Origin of the sequence: Coleofasciculus sp. C1-SOL-03 (assembly GCF_040220555.1) — a bacterium.
Taxonomy (GTDB): domain Bacteria; phylum Cyanobacteriota; class Cyanobacteriia; order Cyanobacteriales; family Coleofasciculaceae; genus Coleofasciculus.
Genome location: NZ_JAVJUO010000236.1, coordinates 1 through 16,264 on the forward strand (window position 1 = coordinate 1; position 16,264 = coordinate 16,264).

14 protein-coding genes are annotated in these 16,264 nt (G+C 44.8%); 8 read left to right on the top strand and 6 right to left on the bottom strand.

Going from position 1 to position 16,264, the window contains the following annotated elements; genetic code table 11:
• Window positions 1-157: 157 nt before the first annotated feature.
• From RIE73_RS35870 to RIE73_RS35880, 3 genes are all read left to right on the top strand, one after another.
• Window positions 158-1,240 carry a mechanosensitive ion channel family protein gene (locus RIE73_RS35870; protein ID WP_446405709.1) on the top strand — a complete coding sequence of 361 codons (1,083 nt, stop codon included), beginning with the start codon at window positions 158-160 and terminating at the stop codon, window positions 1,238-1,240.
• 328 nt (window positions 1,241-1,568) lie between these two features.
• Window positions 1,569-2,681: a mechanosensitive ion channel family protein gene (locus RIE73_RS35875; RefSeq protein WP_446405710.1), complete on the top strand. Its 1,113-nt coding sequence runs from the start codon at window positions 1,569-1,571 to the stop codon at window positions 2,679-2,681.
• Between the two features lie 158 nt (window positions 2,682-2,839).
• The gene (locus RIE73_RS35880) at window positions 2,840-3,529 is read left to right on the top strand and encodes a DUF2062 domain-containing protein (protein WP_446405711.1); all 690 of its coding nucleotides are present in this window, start codon (window positions 2,840-2,842) and stop codon (window positions 3,527-3,529) included.
• A 301-nt stretch (window positions 3,530-3,830) separates the two neighbouring features.
• Here the strand turns inward: RIE73_RS35880 and RIE73_RS35885 are convergent, their stop codons facing one another.
• Window positions 3,831-4,694 (bottom strand): DUF4388 domain-containing protein, encoded by an 864-nt coding sequence (locus RIE73_RS35885; protein WP_446405712.1) that lies wholly within the window; start codon window positions 4,692-4,694, stop codon window positions 3,831-3,833.
• Between the two features lie 209 nt (window positions 4,695-4,903).
• Window positions 4,904-5,263 carry a response regulator transcription factor gene (locus tag RIE73_RS35890; RefSeq protein WP_446405713.1) on the bottom strand — a complete coding sequence of 120 codons (360 nt, stop codon included), beginning with the start codon at window positions 5,261-5,263 and terminating at the stop codon, window positions 4,904-4,906.
• Window positions 5,264-5,890: 627 nt separating this feature from the next.
• On the opposite strand from RIE73_RS35890, the gene RIE73_RS35895 reads away from it, so the two are divergent.
• The 4 genes from RIE73_RS35895 (at window position 5,891) to RIE73_RS35910 (ending at window position 11,026) form a co-directional block, all read left to right on the top strand.
• Window positions 5,891-7,249, top strand: a complete 1,359-nt coding sequence (locus RIE73_RS35895; RefSeq protein WP_446405714.1) for an AAA-like domain-containing protein — start codon at window positions 5,891-5,893, stop codon at window positions 7,247-7,249.
• Window positions 7,250-7,694: 445 nt separating this feature from the next.
• Window positions 7,695-8,336 (top strand): PEP-CTERM sorting domain-containing protein, encoded by a 642-nt coding sequence (locus RIE73_RS35900; RefSeq protein WP_446405715.1) that lies wholly within the window; start codon window positions 7,695-7,697, stop codon window positions 8,334-8,336.
• Between the two features lie 564 nt (window positions 8,337-8,900).
• A complete protein-coding gene (locus RIE73_RS35905; RefSeq protein WP_446405716.1) occupies window positions 8,901-9,602 on the top strand; it encodes a PEP-CTERM sorting domain-containing protein in 702 nt (233 codons plus the stop codon).
• Between the two features lie 431 nt (window positions 9,603-10,033).
• Window positions 10,034-11,026, top strand: coding sequence for a GGDEF domain-containing protein (locus RIE73_RS35910; RefSeq protein WP_446405717.1), 993 nt, complete (start codon window positions 10,034-10,036; stop codon window positions 11,024-11,026).
• Window positions 11,027-11,043: 17 nt separating this feature from the next.
• Here the strand turns inward: RIE73_RS35910 and RIE73_RS35915 are convergent, their stop codons facing one another.
• From RIE73_RS35915 to RIE73_RS35930, 4 genes are all read right to left on the bottom strand, one after another.
• Entirely contained in the window at window positions 11,044-11,742 is a 699-nt protein-coding gene (locus tag RIE73_RS35915; protein WP_446405718.1) for an ATP-dependent Zn protease, read from the bottom strand.
• Window positions 11,743-12,187: 445 nt separating this feature from the next.
• Window positions 12,188-13,375 carry an RNA-guided endonuclease InsQ/TnpB family protein gene (locus tag RIE73_RS35920; protein WP_446405719.1) on the bottom strand — a complete coding sequence of 396 codons (1,188 nt, stop codon included), beginning with the start codon at window positions 13,373-13,375 and terminating at the stop codon, window positions 12,188-12,190.
• A 109-nt stretch (window positions 13,376-13,484) separates the two neighbouring features.
• Entirely contained in the window at window positions 13,485-13,730 is a 246-nt protein-coding gene (locus RIE73_RS35925) for a hypothetical protein (RefSeq protein ID WP_446405720.1), read from the bottom strand.
• Window positions 13,731-13,847: 117 nt separating this feature from the next.
• Window positions 13,848-14,750 carry a M15 family metallopeptidase gene (locus RIE73_RS35930; protein WP_446405722.1) on the bottom strand — a complete coding sequence of 301 codons (903 nt, stop codon included), beginning with the start codon at window positions 14,748-14,750 and terminating at the stop codon, window positions 13,848-13,850.
• A 236-nt stretch (window positions 14,751-14,986) separates the two neighbouring features.
• Here RIE73_RS35930 and RIE73_RS35935 point away from each other — a divergent pair, with 236 nt between their 5' ends.
• Complete coding sequence (locus RIE73_RS35935) at window positions 14,987-15,961, top strand: AEC family transporter (RefSeq protein WP_446405721.1); 975 nt, start codon at window positions 14,987-14,989, stop codon at window positions 15,959-15,961.
• Window positions 15,962-16,264: the final 303 nt, after the last annotated feature.

Below are 16,264 nucleotides of genomic sequence, written 5' to 3' on the forward strand. Positions count from 1 at the left end.
CTTGTTGAGAACCGGGTGAGTAACAAGTATTCGTCAACTGAGATAACCATCAGATATAATAACTAATCCTAGCCCTACCGATAACGCCATTAAATCTCCGACTCCTGCCAGAGTCAAGAAGCGGCTAGGAGACTGACCACAAATTGGAGTATCCCGAATGCTGGATGCCTTACCCGAATTACTGGATTTCGATTTCCTGAAAACATTTATCTTACTCGCCCTTGCCGGGATTTTTGCGATCGCGGGCGGTTTGTTTGCCTTTCGCTGGCTGGGTTCGCTGCTAGAACGGTTCAAGGATCTCTATCCTAAGGTGATTCAACCGGAAAAAGAATTACTGGGGTTAGTCCTGAGTCTCACCTTAACCGATATTATTTTTCTCGCTTATGCCAGACGAGAGTTTATCAAACTGATGGAACTTCCCATCAGCCTCGCCTTAGCAATTACCGCCAGTTTGTTAGGCTCTCGCTTATTCAAGCGGTTTTTTGATGCCTATCTGTTAAACGCTACCCTGCAAAGTGGACGCAAGGTTAATAGTGAATTATTACTCCTTTCCAAACTGGTTGTCAATTTACTGATTATTGTCACCATCATCATTATCTTTGCCCAAACCCATCAAATCAATATTTTTGGATTGTTGGCAAGTTTGGGAATTGGTGGATTGGCGGTGGCGTTTGCGGCACAAAAAACCCTGGAACAGTTACTGGGTGGGATTGTAATTTATATTGACCGTCCCTTTGTCGTCGATGATTATATCGGTCTACCCGATGGTACATTTGGCAGAGTCGAATCCATTGGACTGCGGTCTACCAAAATCCGCACCTCTGGGAAAGGGACATTAATGGTGATTCCCAATAGTTCTCTAACTCAGGTCAGTATCGAAAACTTCACGGGTGCTAAGAAGGTAATTTCAATTATCTCATTAATTTTCTATCGTCCGATGCCCGACCAAGAAAAATCGCTGATTCGCCAAGTTATCTTAGAAAGCACGATTGATATTTTTGGGATTGACTCTCGCAGTACAGATGTTACGTTTAAAGATATTATCCAAGATGGATCTCCAGGAATGACGGAAGCTCAAATTAACTTTTTTATCCTGGGTTCCGGTGAGTTCTCGATGGAGTTGCGGCGTCAAGTCCTGGATATCGCCAAACAAAATATCACCAAGCAACTCAAGGAATATGGTATTGCCTTTGACATCGAAGAACAAACCATTAATGTGGATTCACCGATTACGATCTAAGTAGGGCATTCTGAATAAGTGTTGTGGTGGAAGGAAGAGGCAGATTTGGTGGTTAATGAGGTACCGTCTTCTCCGCAAGATCCCCGACTTCTCCAAGAAGTCGGGGATCTGTCTGTGTACCTCACTTACACGCCATCGCGCTGTATTATATAAAATACAGATGCGCTATGTCCTGTCCATCTAGCGCAGCACGGCAGAAATAACTAACCAGTTAACAAGCTCCTTAAAAGCAGCTACCATGGGTTCCTTATAGCCTTCTGCCATCTGCCTTCGGACTTCTGCCTTCTTGTACTAGCCATTCTGATTTCTAAAGTAGCCGTACTCGCTGATGAAGTTAACTGATATACCTAACACGATTAGTGATGTTTCTCTGTTTGTGTACTCCTTAAATCTGCCCAACTATGTTATTTTCCTGATATTTGCGCTTCTCTCTGTTTTGGCAGGTCGATACACGCCGATTCTGGTAAGCTGGATTATTCACCGATTTTCACTTCAGCTAGGAACGGAAATTTATGATAATTTAATCGCTCCACTCCAACAAGCGTTTAAATTTGCTGGCACGTTAATCTTACTCTCATTTTCACTGGCTTGGCTGGAGGTGTATCCGGGACTGCATGACTTCCTTCGTCCCTTTATGGATTTAGCCGTAACCGTGAGTGTGGCGTGGTTAGCCTCTCGCTTATTTCGCCAGTTTGTGCGAGTCTATGGGATCGGATTAGTGCGGAAACTCGGTCGAGAAGTTGATGAGTTGCTGCTGGTTTTTGAGACATTAGCGAATGTGATTATCGGATTTATTGCTGTGGTCGCTTTTGCTCAAAGTCAACAGGTCAATTTAGTCGGCTTACTTGCCAGTTTTGGGATTGGCGGTATTGCGATCGCCTTTGCAGCACAAAAGACATTGGAACAGCTTTTGGGGACAATTGTCCTTTATTTAGACCGTCCCTTTATTCCCGGAGAATATGTTCGCTTACCGGATGGAGTGTTTGGTCGAGTTGAATCGATTGGCTTGCGGTCTACAAAAATTCGCACGGCGGCGAAAAGCACACTTTTGATTGTTCCGAATTCAACGATGGCAAATTGGGAAATCGAAAATGTGACCCGAGGCAAGAAAGTGATGGTGTTACTCTATTTGGACTTTTCTCAACTTCTGGAAGAACGAGAAAAAGCTTTAGTTCAGCAAATTATTGCCGATAGTACGAATTCTTTATTTGGCATTGATCCGGGCAGTACAAATATTACCCTAATTCCCTCACCGGAGGAGAACTCCACGCGGGCTAGAGTCACCTTTTTTATCCTTGGATCAAGCGAAAACTCTATTCAATTACGTAAGCGCCTATTGGAACTCGCTAATGATAAAATTTCCAAACAGTTACTTGCCTATGGAATTAACTTTAAAATGAATGAACCGACGATTTATGTGGATTCACCGATTACTATCTGATCTAAATAATGATCAATTATGCAAGAGGACTTAATCACAAAGGACTAAGTACCTGGACATAACTTCTGTACGCTGTACTAAGAAATGTTAACAAGCCTCAAACCCTTACTGTTGCCTGTTACCTGTTGCCTGTTCCCTAATCTCAACCGTTAACTTTAATGACAGTCCGACTACTTCTTGGACTTTGGACAACGAATGGAACTCGATCGCGATCGCACAGGTCGGTTAGGATGAGTGTATTATCTTATGCCGCCCTTGCTGTAACTGTTTCTGCTCTAGCCTGTATGTCGTCTAGAAATTCCCTGCAAACTCCTCCCCACCGTTCATCATCAGAGGTTAAACCTGCACCCATTCGTCCTTCCCCTGATCGCAACCGCAAAGTCAGACCCAGTTTCCGACGGCGCTTACAATACTGTTACTGGCGCTTGATTCGTCTACAAGGACCCCCAGAGGCGATCGCACGCGGTTTAGCCTGTGGTGTGTTTGCAGGACTGTTTCCCCTATTTGGACTACAAACGATTTTAGGGATATGTCTAGCGCTGATCTTTCGTGGCAATAAAATTATCGCGGCGGCTGGTACTTGGGTGAGTAACCCCTTGACTTATGTGCCGATTTATGCATTTAACTTTCATCTGGGGAAATGGCTACTCCAGAAAAATAGCTTAACCGATATTAGCCTCGGATCTTGGCAGGAGTTCAAGGCGTTAGGATCTGAGATTATCTGGACGCTATTTGTCGGCTGCTTTACCGTAGGGATGGTTGGCGGAATTTGTAGTTATTTCCTAGGATTGACACTGATTCGGCGGGTTCGCACCTCTTATCGATCGCGTCGTCGGCATCAGCGTTAAAGTAGGGGAAGCAATGTAGAGACGTAGCATGCTACGTCTGGAAGCCTCTTAATATATCGTAGGGTGGGCATTGCCCACCAACCTTAAGTCGAATGTCGCTGACTTAAGCTGGTTTCGTAGTAGTGGCGTGGCACACCTTATTTGGTGGATTAGAATTGTAGGGGCACCATCCTTGCGCCCGGTTTAAACGTCAAATCTATTCCACAATTTTAGCTGTGTCAGTCCAGTAGGCACGAAGCGTGCCAGAAGCGCTTGCATCGCTGACTACAAACTCTAAAGTCGTGCCATTCACCTTAAGTCACTAAGAGGCTTTAGGGACTAAAAATCCTAGTAAATGTTGCAGAAACGAATAACTCACAACTTCCCGATAGGAATCTTGGTATAACCCTGATGATTGAGACTCGATGGCTGGGGTATACTCATCCTCTACCGCTAGAGACATCTCTTGGGCCAAACCGATCGCAATTAAGCGAAAAGCAATCTGCTGTACCGTTTTCAGAGGAAGTTGTAGGTATTGGGCGATGGAGTTGAGAGATACCATGCAATCCGTATAGGTCCACACTTGCCACTCTAGGTCATTTAACGGAAACTCAGACTGATCTGTCCCTAAACTGGCTAAACCCATATCCGGATCAGGTAAGTGATCTGCCAAAGCATCCCAGCTTGGCAAATTTCTCAGTCCCATCAATGTGGCGAGTGTCGCTGATATACTCAAACCTGTCATTTCTATTGTCGGTAGCGGTACATGATGATCAAACCTAAAATGACCTGCTTTAAGTTGAAATGCATTGCATAAGGGCTGGAGAACTTGAACTTGGAATAGCCACTTGAGTTGTTGGTTGGTTAAAATACCTTGTTTTTTCAGATAAGAACCCAAAGGTTGATGCTGAGGACATAATCGGGTCAATTTAGCAAAAAGACTGGATGGACAGGTATCCTTGAGCCAGCGCTGTTGGGCAATTAAGGAGACTAACCCTTGATGATCTAACAAATTTGCCATCCCCACAAGCTGTCCCCGATACACCCAGATATAATACGCTTGATTCGAGGACGTATGATCCGTACCCTCAGGATGTAGCGTTAGCAAACCGCTTTGATGTCCGGTTTCCAGTAAGCAAAACACTTGGGGTAGAGAAAAATCAGCCAGAGAACCTGTGATGCACATGATAATTGAAAGGGTTTTTAAGGGTTGACTTTAAATATTGTCATTTGTCATACTTGTTCCCGAAAAGAAGCAAGCTACATTTATGTCAGGGTTTGAGGACTATTTACAGAAGCTAATAGAGTTGGCTTGATTGCCACAAACCTACTGATCAAGACGTTTTTGGATCAGCACTACAGAAAGCCACTCACTCCTCCCCGAACACATTTGACTTAGCAACAGAGACAGTGGGATTGAATCCGCTTTAATAACTCTTGGAAACTAAAGGGTTTGAAAAAATAAGCATTAGCGTTGGCTTCATTCGTCAAGATTATTGGCAAATCTCGTTCTAAACCTGTCATTAGGAATATAGGTGAACGATAGCCATGATCACGCAATTTTTTACACAAACTTATCCCATCCAGTTGGGGAAGCTCGATATCAGAAAGTACCAAGTCGTACTCCGTGATTACTGCCCTTTCCCAAGCCGCTACACTGTTTGTGACTACATCGACGATATAGCCTTCAAACGTGAGACATTCCCATAACGCTTCGGCAAAGTCTAAGTTATCTTCAACGACAAGGATTTTCATGATATCTAAATCCATTTTCTATACAAGGATAATGCTTCCGGGAACTCTCCCCGAAAAATTGAGCTGTTCGCTACGACGCCTTAACAATCACTCAAATCCAAAGCGATTTTTAGTTAATAGCTTTAGCCAAGAATGCGGATCAATACCAGCGACCTCTCTTCCAGCCTATCCCCGTTACACTGAGGAATAAATTTTATGGTGTTTCACAACCTACCATCTATACTTTTGATGATGCCAAATTTAATCTCTATCAACAATATATAAATTTGATATAAAATTTGTGCGGCTGAATAGCGAAGCTTTATCTAATCTTTAATCCCTGTCCCCAAAAATTTACAGACTCTTTAAATAAGAGGGTTGACAAACTCAATAGGATGTTGCAGAGTTACTAAACTATTCAAATTTTTAGATTTGTCAATATATAAAGTTGATATCTTGGTCAGAGACAGGTCACCATTTATTCACGTCTAGTTTGGCTTAATGCATAAAAGCCTATAATTGTCAATATACTAAACTGATAAGTTGAGGGAGTCATCCGCGTCTAAATTTTATGAACTTATATGAATTGACAAGGCGTGACATGTCCTAAACGGTAATGGCGCTACAGACTGAGAAGGTATAGATAGGATGGTTAAACAGGGGCATCGTCCAATTGACCAGGTATTGGAATGCATTGATACGTTCCTGGTTGCCAAGACTGGTCATTCACTAAGTTATATTCAAAAAGCGATTCTGTGGGCATCATGGCAGGATGAACCTCAGACGTATGACCAGATTGCTGAGGAGAATGGTTATTCTGCCAACTATATTAAGCAAGGCGTCGCGCCGAAGTTATGGCACTTACTCTCAAACGCCTGCGGGGAAAAAGTTAATAAGACGAATTTTCGCTCGGTACTCGAACGAATTCTGTTCAGTGACAAGGGTTTGACAACGGCTAAGTCGCTGAAACCTCGGCAGTTTGTTGCCTTAGACGTACCAGAGGGACAAGTTCCGTTGAACTCTATCTATTATATAGAGCGATCGCCTATAGAATCAGACGGCTGTCAGCAAATCCGCCAACCCGCCACTATCCTGCGTTTGCAGGGTTCTCAGCAGATGGGGAAAACCTCGTTAATGGCAAGAATTCTGGCTGATGCGAGAAACCAGAACTATCGGACGGTACGATTAAGTTTAAATCAGGCAGAGAGTTCAGTGTTTAGTGCGATCACGACTTTTTTGCGCTGGCTTTGTGTCAATGTGACACGACAGCTTCGGCTAGAACCGAAACTGGATGAGTATTGGGATGAAGATATGGGCAGTTTGGTTAGCTGCACACTTTATTTCCAGGAATACTTGCTTGCACAAAGCGATCGCCCGTTGGTTATTGCCATTGATGAGGTGAATCAAGTCTTCGAGTATCCGGCGATCGCGGCAGACTTTTTGGCATTATTACACTCCTGGCAAGAGGATACCAAAGATATCCCTGTCTTTTCCAACCTGCGCTTGGTGTTAGTTCATTCCTCTGAGGGTTATCGTTGGTTTCATACCTATCAATCGCTGTTGACTGTGGGGTTAGGGATTCAGTTATCCCCGTTTACTCGTGAACAAGTCTACGAGTTGGCAAAGCGTCATCGACTCTATTTATCATCCCAGGAACTGGATCAGCTTATGCGGTTAGTGGGGGGGTTTCCCTATTTGGTGCGTTTGATGTTCTATGAAATGGCAAAGCATCAGGTGAGTTTCAAATCGGTCGGAGAAACTGTAGCGACGGATACAGGAATCTATGGGAAGCACCTCCATCACCACTTATGGAGGCTGCGCCAGTATCCAGATTTAGCGGTTACTTATCAGCAGGTGCTTAAGGCAAATGATGCTGTGGAACTTGATCCAATCCAGATGGTGAAGCTGCACAGTTTCGGATTAGTGCGTTGGGTTGGCGATCGCGTCGTAGTAAGCTGTCAGTTGTATCAGGAGTATTTTCGCGATCGTGTGACTATAGGAGACTGATAGAGGCTGGTTTAGCCGTTCAATAAAGGTATAATTAATAACATTGCGACCAAACCCACTCTTACTCAAAGCCCAGGTATAAGCTTTTCGCCGATTTAAGCTAAAATCTCTATTAGTGGTCTTTAACTGATCTTGACAAAGTTTTGTTAGCTTAAGTAAAGCATCCACACACAAAGCGTGCAGTCACTGGTGTAGTATTAAAAATCTCTAACCCCCAGGAAGCGTTAATCCCAAGGAATCCCGCGATAGCAGGATGTCTCGCCTCCTTGGACAAAACTTCATGAAAACTTTACAGAAAGTTCATCATAGCTTTATGGATACTCCTAGACATGTCGAGTAGTATGAAGTTAGCTTAAGGAAAGAAAAGTAATCTGAATGTCAGAGTCTCACAGGCTCAAGACTCCTTAAGTACCACGCAATCGATCTGTCATTAGGAGTATATTTCATGAAAAAAGCAATTTTAGGTTCACTCGCTGTACTGCCCCTAGCGGCTGCTGGTGTGTTGGCTAACGCTGGCGCGGCAAGTGCTGCTGCGTTAACTGGTCAATTTAATTTCAGTAGCGTCTTCACTACTGCTGAAATTTCTATGGATGAAGTAGATTTCTCTGATCCAGGTGACATTGCTCTTACCCTTCAAACAGAAAGCTTTACAGCTTTTGATGCTGCTATCATCAGCGACATAGACTTGGATGATGCTACCGCAAACAATCCCTTTTTAGACTTGGAAGCTAGCTTTCCTGGTAGTCCTGGAGATGGCTTGAATGTATTCAATCTAACAAGTGTTGGTGACTACACATTTAGCCAAAGTGGTGATAATGTAGCTATTGATCTATCTGTTTTCGGACAGTTTATCAGTGCCGACGGTATGTTATCTGACGGTGCAGGTAACCTAACTTTCCAAGTTAATGACGCTGACGCTGATGATATCGAAGACTTAGTTCTCAATCAAGATGGCATGGTGAATGCTTCATTCTCTGGTGCTGCATTTACTACCGCTTCTGTTCCTGAACCTGCCACAATGCTTGGTTTGGGAGTAGTCGCTGGTTCCTTAGCTCTGACCCGCGCTGGCAAAAAGAACAAGGCTTAAGACAATAAGCTAGAGCCTTTGGCTCAAACACAAAAACATTGGGGACAACAAAAGCAAGACCCCCAATTTTTTGTATATAAAGCTACCGTCAAACCTTGAGACGCATGATGCGATCGCCCCTTTGGAGAAAATGAAGGCGCGATCGCTTTATCGTTGGTGGCTCTCAAGGGAGAGAATCGTCAAATTGAACTTAAGAGTGATGACAGTCACACTGGCTGTAATACAATTAAGGTAGGATATTTACATTACTCAATATATATCATCTCCGATGTAAGGGATAGCCACGCTATCAGACTCAGCCAATGTTGGTTAGAAGTTGACATAGGAATTATAGTAAACACCCTCTAAGCTGTCATGCTTGACTTCTATTATCTTATTGCCCAGACTTAGGCAAAGCTTCATGAAAACTTTGTAAAGAGTTCATCAAATCCTTACAGGTAACTATAGACAGCTTAAGTAACAAGACGTTAATTTGAGGAAAGGAAAATCGAAATATATCCCTGCTTCCCTTAGCAATCCCTCAGTCCCCTAAATTTTGCAGTAACAACAGGAGTACCCCATAATATGAAAAAAGCAATTCTTGGCTCGTTGGCTACAATACCCCTAGTCGCTGCTGGTGTGTTGACTAATGCTGGTGAAGCAAACGCCATTGCGTTGACTGGTAAGTTTCAGTTAGCTTCTGGTGCGTTTGGTAGTGACCAAAGTATAGTCAAATTCAGCAAGAACTCCCTCACCTTTAGTCCCCAACCCGTCACTCCAGTTTCGATTACGAGTAGTGATCCCAGTTTTGAAGTATTCAATTCGGCAAACATAGGTAGTATTCTCTCGTTTACTCCCCTGTCAGCAGAGACTCCTTTTCTTGACTTGGGTAACACTCCAATTCCCGGTGTTGTTGGTTTTTTCCCAGGTGATGTAGACCCCATCACAGATGGCGAAAGTATTTTCACCCTGGAAACGGCTACCTACGATCTAAAAGATAGTGGTGCTAACGTAGCCGTAGACGTGGCAATTTCTGGATTCTTTACCAGTGCCTCTAACGATATCTCTGAAGGTCAGGGCAATATCACCTTCCAAATCAACAATACTACCGTTGATCAAGTTCAGGCAAAACTCGATGCAGATGAGACAATAGACGAGGATCTGAAATTCTCTGGTGCTGTGTTTACGGCAACCGAGGTTCCTGAACCCGGTACAATCGGCGGCTTGATCGCTATTGGTTCCCTGGGTATCGGTTCAATCTTGAAACAGCTCAAACAAAAGAAGTAATCCCCTAACTCAGTGTGTTCCCAACAAAGGTTCCTCAGAAGGTGTTTCACCGACTGAGGTTTTGCCGTATTTATCCCCATCTGAATCGTTGATTTGGGTGGGGTGATATCATGTCCGGTTGAATACTTATACTATTGGTGGAGACAAGGCTCCAAGGCAGAAGGCTCCAAGGCACGATAAGTTAATGTAGAAGTCAGGAGAAATGGGTTATACTCGAACTCCTTATCGCATCCAATCCAGGGTGGCAACCCTCAAGAGGTTCGCCGCAAGTTTCAGATGCAGCACATATACCACTGTTCTTAGCCCGGAAAACAGTCTACTCTAGATAGAGAGGGGAAATCCCCTGCCAAAGCTTCAACTTCTGGTAGAAAACGTTTTGACATCAGGTGCACAGGGTCAATGTCTCAGCTCTTGTCGAGCTACATCCCAAAATGGACGCTTCTGTATTAATCGTGGGAAATTCACAATTCCTTAAGACGTTCCTTGACCAGATTCGCACGATTACGTCTGGCAAGGTGGAGTCGTCTGCCAATCCAGAAGAGGCTCTGAGTAAGGTTCAAGCTAAACAATACGCAATTTTAATCGTACAGGCAACCCAAAATGGGAGTTTGGAACTGTGTAAGCAGGTTAAAGAACAGCTACAGTTAAGCTGGACGTATTGCATTTTAATTAATGACCCGTCTTATTCCTTGAATGAAGGTCAAGCCGCTGATCCGCGTCGGGAACAAATTATTTGTGCTGAAGCCCTAGAAGGCGGTGCAGATGCTTACTTACCCTTGACTTGCACCCCAACAGGAGATCCAGGAAGTGCATTGGCAGAATATCGGCTTCTGAAAGCCCATATCCTAGCCGGATGGCGCAGTGTGCAGTTCTACCAAAAACTGCTGCAAACCAATGATGTTCTCTCCACCTTGGCTCTGGCTGATCCCTTAACCGAACTGAATAATCGTCGGGCGATGGAATGGGAGTTACCCCGGCAAATTCAAAATGCCCGCACCTACATCACGGATCTGAGTGTGATTATGATGGATGTGGATCATTTCAAATCCGTGAATGATACCTATGGACATCAGGTTGGCGATCGCGTTTTACAGTTGCTCTCAACTAGACTCCAGCATAATCTGCGCCTACAGGATACATTGTTTCGGTATGGCGGCGAAGAGTTTTTAGTGGTTCTCAATCAAACCAATGGCGAGGAAGCTAAAATTGTCGCCAAACGCCTACGATATCAGATCAACGAGCAACCGTTTAATGTAGATGGTACGATCGCGATCGAGATTACGATTAGCGTTGGCATTGCTTCTCTCAAGGCTTCAGATGACCACAAAGGCGAAAGCCTCGTCAAACGGGCGGATCATAATCTTTTGCGTGCTAAAGCCAAAGGAACGAACCAGGTGCTTTACAGTGATGACACACTTTATTAATCAAGAGACGTAGGATGCTACGTCTCTGCATGGTGGTAATGATCTTGAATCAAACGGTAGCAGTCGCCTACGGATGTCCGTTCTGCCATAGCTTTAACAAGGGCTTCGTAAGCTTTCCAGTTGTCCTGTAACATTGTTTGGGCTTGCAGCATCGCCCAGCGCTGTTTAGTAGTCAATTCGCCAGCAGGACGTTTAAATAATCTCAAAGCTTCTTTTAATTTTTGGCAATCGTCAATTCCGCCTTCCGCTTCACCATAAACCAGGGTTTCCGCCGCAATTCCTGCCATCCAAACGGTACAGAACCGATCCAGAGTCAATCGCATTTCGCCAATGGCAAGGGGATTCGGTGAGAGTTGCTGAGTATCAAATTGCACGCCACCTAAACCCGCACCCGGTTGTCCCTGCTTCAAGGCTTCCCAGGCTGTCAGCGTATACCCCCTGATCGGAATCCCCAACAGGTAAGCCACCAGGAAATGACCCGCTTCATGGTGCAGAATGCGATCGCGATAGTCACTGCGCCTCTGGGCTAACCAATCTAATAGTACCGTTGTACCTTTACCTTGAAAGCTGAGACTGTCTACCGTAACTAATCCCAAAATTCCAAATGTTGCCAAGGCGGGAATCGCTGGCGGAATATTAAAAATTGGAGTCAGTAGGGCAGAAAGGGTCATGCCAAAGATGCCAATGGCAATTACATTGAGAGTGGTTTGCTGCATAAGTTGATATAAAAATGCGTTTTGTTAGGGTTGATTTTAAAATTTTAACGGTTTGCCATTGACAAGATTAACTTCTAGTGATATTGGAATCTTATTATTTGGATTAGAGCGGATTTGATTGATAGGTTATCGGTGACAAGCTCAAGGAAGTCTTTACAGTTATAGTACTACGAAGATACGTTAGGACATTTACCTGTTGCCTGTTGCCTGTTGCCTGTTGCCTGTTGCCTTTTCACTTAATGTTATTGTCCTAACCTCAATGCGTAGTGCTATCTGATATTGGACTTTTGATTCAGCGATTTAATAAAGAATCAATTAATTTGATAAGTTTTTCCACAGCTTGCTGGTGTTCGAGCAAATTGTCCCTAAGCCAACTTGACACTCCCCCGGTTAAAAACGCGGGGGATTCTTCGTTCATCCAATCACCTTAGAGTATTGATTTTCATCAATACAGAAGAGGGCGAGTTGTCCCGAAGCGTTTATCCAGTATTCGGAGGAATGTTCCTGTATGCCCTACAGTACGAAGTGCTTCCTTGAGTATGTTTATTGCAGCATTCCAATCACGATCTAAAACAAATCCGCACTTACATTTGTGTGTTCGCGTTGAAAGCGCTTTCTTTACGACGCAACCGCAATTAGAACAATTTTGAGAGGTGTAGTGAGGTTTAACGGCAATTGTTGCTACACCAAATACTTTGCCAAAATACTCAAGCCAACGTCTAAACTCAGACCAAGCTGCATCACTAATTGATTTAGCCAGGTGGTGATTTTTGACCATGTTCCGCACTTGCAAGTCCTCATAAGCTACCAAGTCGTTAGACTGGACTACGCACAATGCCGCCTTTATTGCAAAGTCTTTACGCTGCCTACTGACTTTTAAGTGTTTCTTAGCTAACTTCTGTTTAGCCTTTTTGTAGTTATTAGATTGAGGTTGACCCTTCTTGAACTTCTTAGATACTCGCTTCTGGAGACGCTTAAGTTGTTTTTCCGATTTCCTCAGAAATCTTGGATTGTCAACTGTCTGTCCGTTAGAGTCGGTGTAGAAATGGTTCAACCCAACATCTAATCCTACAGTATTGCCCGTTGGTCCCCTGTCCTCTGTCCTATCATGATCAATACAGAACTGAACGTAGTAACCATCGGCTCGACGTACTACCCTAACTCGTTTGATTTGACTGAGTTGGTAGTAGTTTAAGTCACGGGTTCCATAGAGCTTAAATGTCCCGGCTTTAAACCCATCAGTGAATGTGATTGAATCACGATTCTCTGACAGCTTCCAGCCGGATGTTTTATACTCTACAGACCCATGATTAGGGCGGTTTTTCTTGTACCTGGGATACCCCTTCTTTCCTTTGATCTGGTTTTTGCAGTTATCAAAGAATCTTGAAATAGCTGCCCAGGTACGCTCTGACATGGCTTGTCGGGCTTGAGAGTTCAGCTTCCCCGCCCAGGGGAACTCTTTGTTTTTACCAAGAATCGTACAATGCTTGTACAAATCATTGCGGTTCTTAGCATGACCATCTTCCCAATAGCGAAGGCAAGCGTTACGGATAAACAAACCAGTACGGATGGCTTCATCGAGCCTCCTGTACTGGTAGTCTTTTCCTTTTAACTTACCCTCGTAGACAATCATTTTATCGTGTTAGACTCATGATAAAATTATAGCACAAGTTAACTAAGACTTGCAACTAAAGTTGCTGGGCTAGACGCTTCGCGGCAATTGAGCTTGTCGAAATTCGGTTTCATCCCTCGGATGAATCGCGAGGGCTTTCACCATCGCTTATCTGTAACTCTTCAGGAGTAGGAGGTGGAGCATCGGATTCACCTAACAATTTTGCCGCGTCAACCAGAGTCGCAGAATCCATTAACGTCCAACCCTGCTGAGTTTGGGCATTCCGGCGCAGCTTTTCCTCTATCCTAGTATGAGCAACACGCCAGTCCTCTTCAGGAATAGTATCATCTTGCTGAGTGATCGGATTATCAGCCATGACTGGATAACTCCCCAATTATACGTTTTAGTCTTTCCATCCTGTTCCCTCTTAGGATAAAAACCCATACAAAATAGCGAGCGAGACGCTCGCACTACAACAACCTTTCTCGGTTCTCTATTCCCCGTTCTCTATTCCCCGTTCTTTATTCTCTGTTCCCTGTTCTTTGGTACTAGAGTCATCCTCTGGTTCTGAGGACGAAGGAGACGGTTCGGAATCAGGACGATCCAAATGTTGGGCTTTGTAGAAAGTTTCTAAACTATCTGGATCACCAACAAAGCGCCAGTGCCATGGTTCATAACTCACACCTTGGGGATTTCCTTTGGGAAAGGATAACTCAAAGCTATAGTACGCGGCATTCTTTTCCAGCCACTTAAACGCCGCCGTATTCTCAAAATTGGTGTTCAGATTTGTGGCGGGTGTTCTGCCATCGCCAATATCGACGGCATAACCGGTGTGATGTTCGCTGTAACCGGGAGGCGCACTGACTTCAGCCCGTTGTGTCGCCACTTGTCCCCGTTGGGCTTTGATGTCAAAAAAGAGATGCTGCTGTTGTTGCTGAGTACGATAGCCGGATATTGCGACTAATACGATGCCATCGGCTTGAGCGGCTGCCCTCATCGCTTTAAATTTCTTCGCCGCTGCTTCCCGGAGTTGAATCCGACCATCTGAAGTAATGGGTTCGAGTTCAGATAGGGGGGCTTCTTCGTAGGGGAGGTGTCCGAGAAGATTATCAACGTCGTTCTCACTCTCACTCTCTTCTGGAGTAGCTGGGGTGGAGGTATCCGTTGTCGTAGGTTGTGGGGAAGCCGTAACCGTTTGAGGGGATTGTGAAGTGGACGAGGATAGGATTAGTGCCAAAACGATCGCGCCGCCTCCTAATACTGCCAGGATAATCAGGAACGGCTGCCACCGCGATCGCTGTCGGGTGTCGGGTGTATCCCTGACGGCTACGGGAATATCCTCCTCTGTTGATTCGGATAGGTTGACGGGTTCTCCTGGAAAATCGGGGGTATTCAAAACTCCACTCCTGAGCGTACTACTGATACTGTCATTTGGCTTAAGTTCAATGGCACTAAATAAGCATTTTGGAATCGCCAAAACCCTTGATATCCCGTAGGGTGGGCAATGCCCACCAGCCTTAATTCAGTGTCATTCGGCTAAAGGTTGGCAACTTCACTTATGTAGTCTGTGCCAATTTCTTTTCTTGGAGACTGACTTATCATCAAAACCGTTGTCTGTTTGATCATTATCTAATGCCCAGCCTAGATCCAGAGCGTTTACGACCCTTGTTCCAACTTTACCTCCAGCTAGGAGGTGGTGTGCTACTCGGATGGGTGTTGGGGCGTTTGATGCCCCGGTGGATACCAACCTTTATTGGTCAATTTCTGTTCTGGATTGGAGTTCCTATCAGTATTATTACGTTTCTGCGGGGTGCGGATCTATCGGGAAAGATTTGGATTGCCCCGATCGCGGCTTGGGTGGCGATTTTGTTGGGTGCAGGATTGGCTTGGTTTTGGATTAAGGGTGGCGGGAAGTTTGCCGCGAATAAGGGCTTGACAAATGATACTCCATCTGAATGGACTCAACCGACTCAAGGGAGTTTTTTGCTGGCGTCGATGGTGGGAAATACAGGGTATTTGGGGTTTCCCGTTAATCTAACCTTGTTGGGAAAAAACTATTTTGGTTGGGCGCTATTTTATGACATGCTGGGAACGTTACTGGGTGCTTATGGTTTAGGGGTAGTATTAGCGGCACGTTTTGGTCAGGGGGAGAAGAGTCATGGGCAGTTAGTGCGATCGCTGGTGATTAATCCGGCGCTGTGGAGTATGGGCATCGGATTGGGGTTGCGTCAGGTTCCGTTACCAGGATGGCTGGAGGCGGGAATGGAAAAATTTGCCTGGAGTGCGATCGCCCTTTCACTGGTTCTGATTGGTATGCGCTTGAGTCAGTTGGCGTCTTGGCGCAAAGTTAAACAAGCGGGGGTGGGTCTGGGGATTAAAATGTTACTGATTCCCTTGGTGTTAGGGATAGCGTTATCACAGTTTGGCATAGTTGGTAAGCCGCAGTTAGCGATCGTCCTGCAAATGGCAATGCCGCCAGCCTTTGCCACTTTAGTCATCGCGGAAGTGTATGAACTTGATCGCGAGTTAACTGTGACAGCACTGGCGGTTGGTTCGATAGGACTTTTACTTACCTTACCGATTTGGTTACTTTTATTTGGGGCGTAGCCTAGCCTCGTTAGCCTCGTTCCCAAGTCTGAGAAGGGAATGTCCTTGAGGATGCTCTGCCTGTTGATCTTATGTTGAATGGTACTGAAATTTTGGCTGGTGGGCAATGCCCACCCTACGGTATAGCAAGGGTTTCGGCAATCCAAACCTGCACGCTTTTCAGGGTAAAGAACTGTAACCAAATCTCTATAGACATCTACGCAAACCTAATCAAAATGCATAGCTATAACCATCCTTACGGTGAATCGGTGTGCAGTAATCCAATCGGGTTGACCTCCTTTTCTTGTCGATAACGAACTCGCC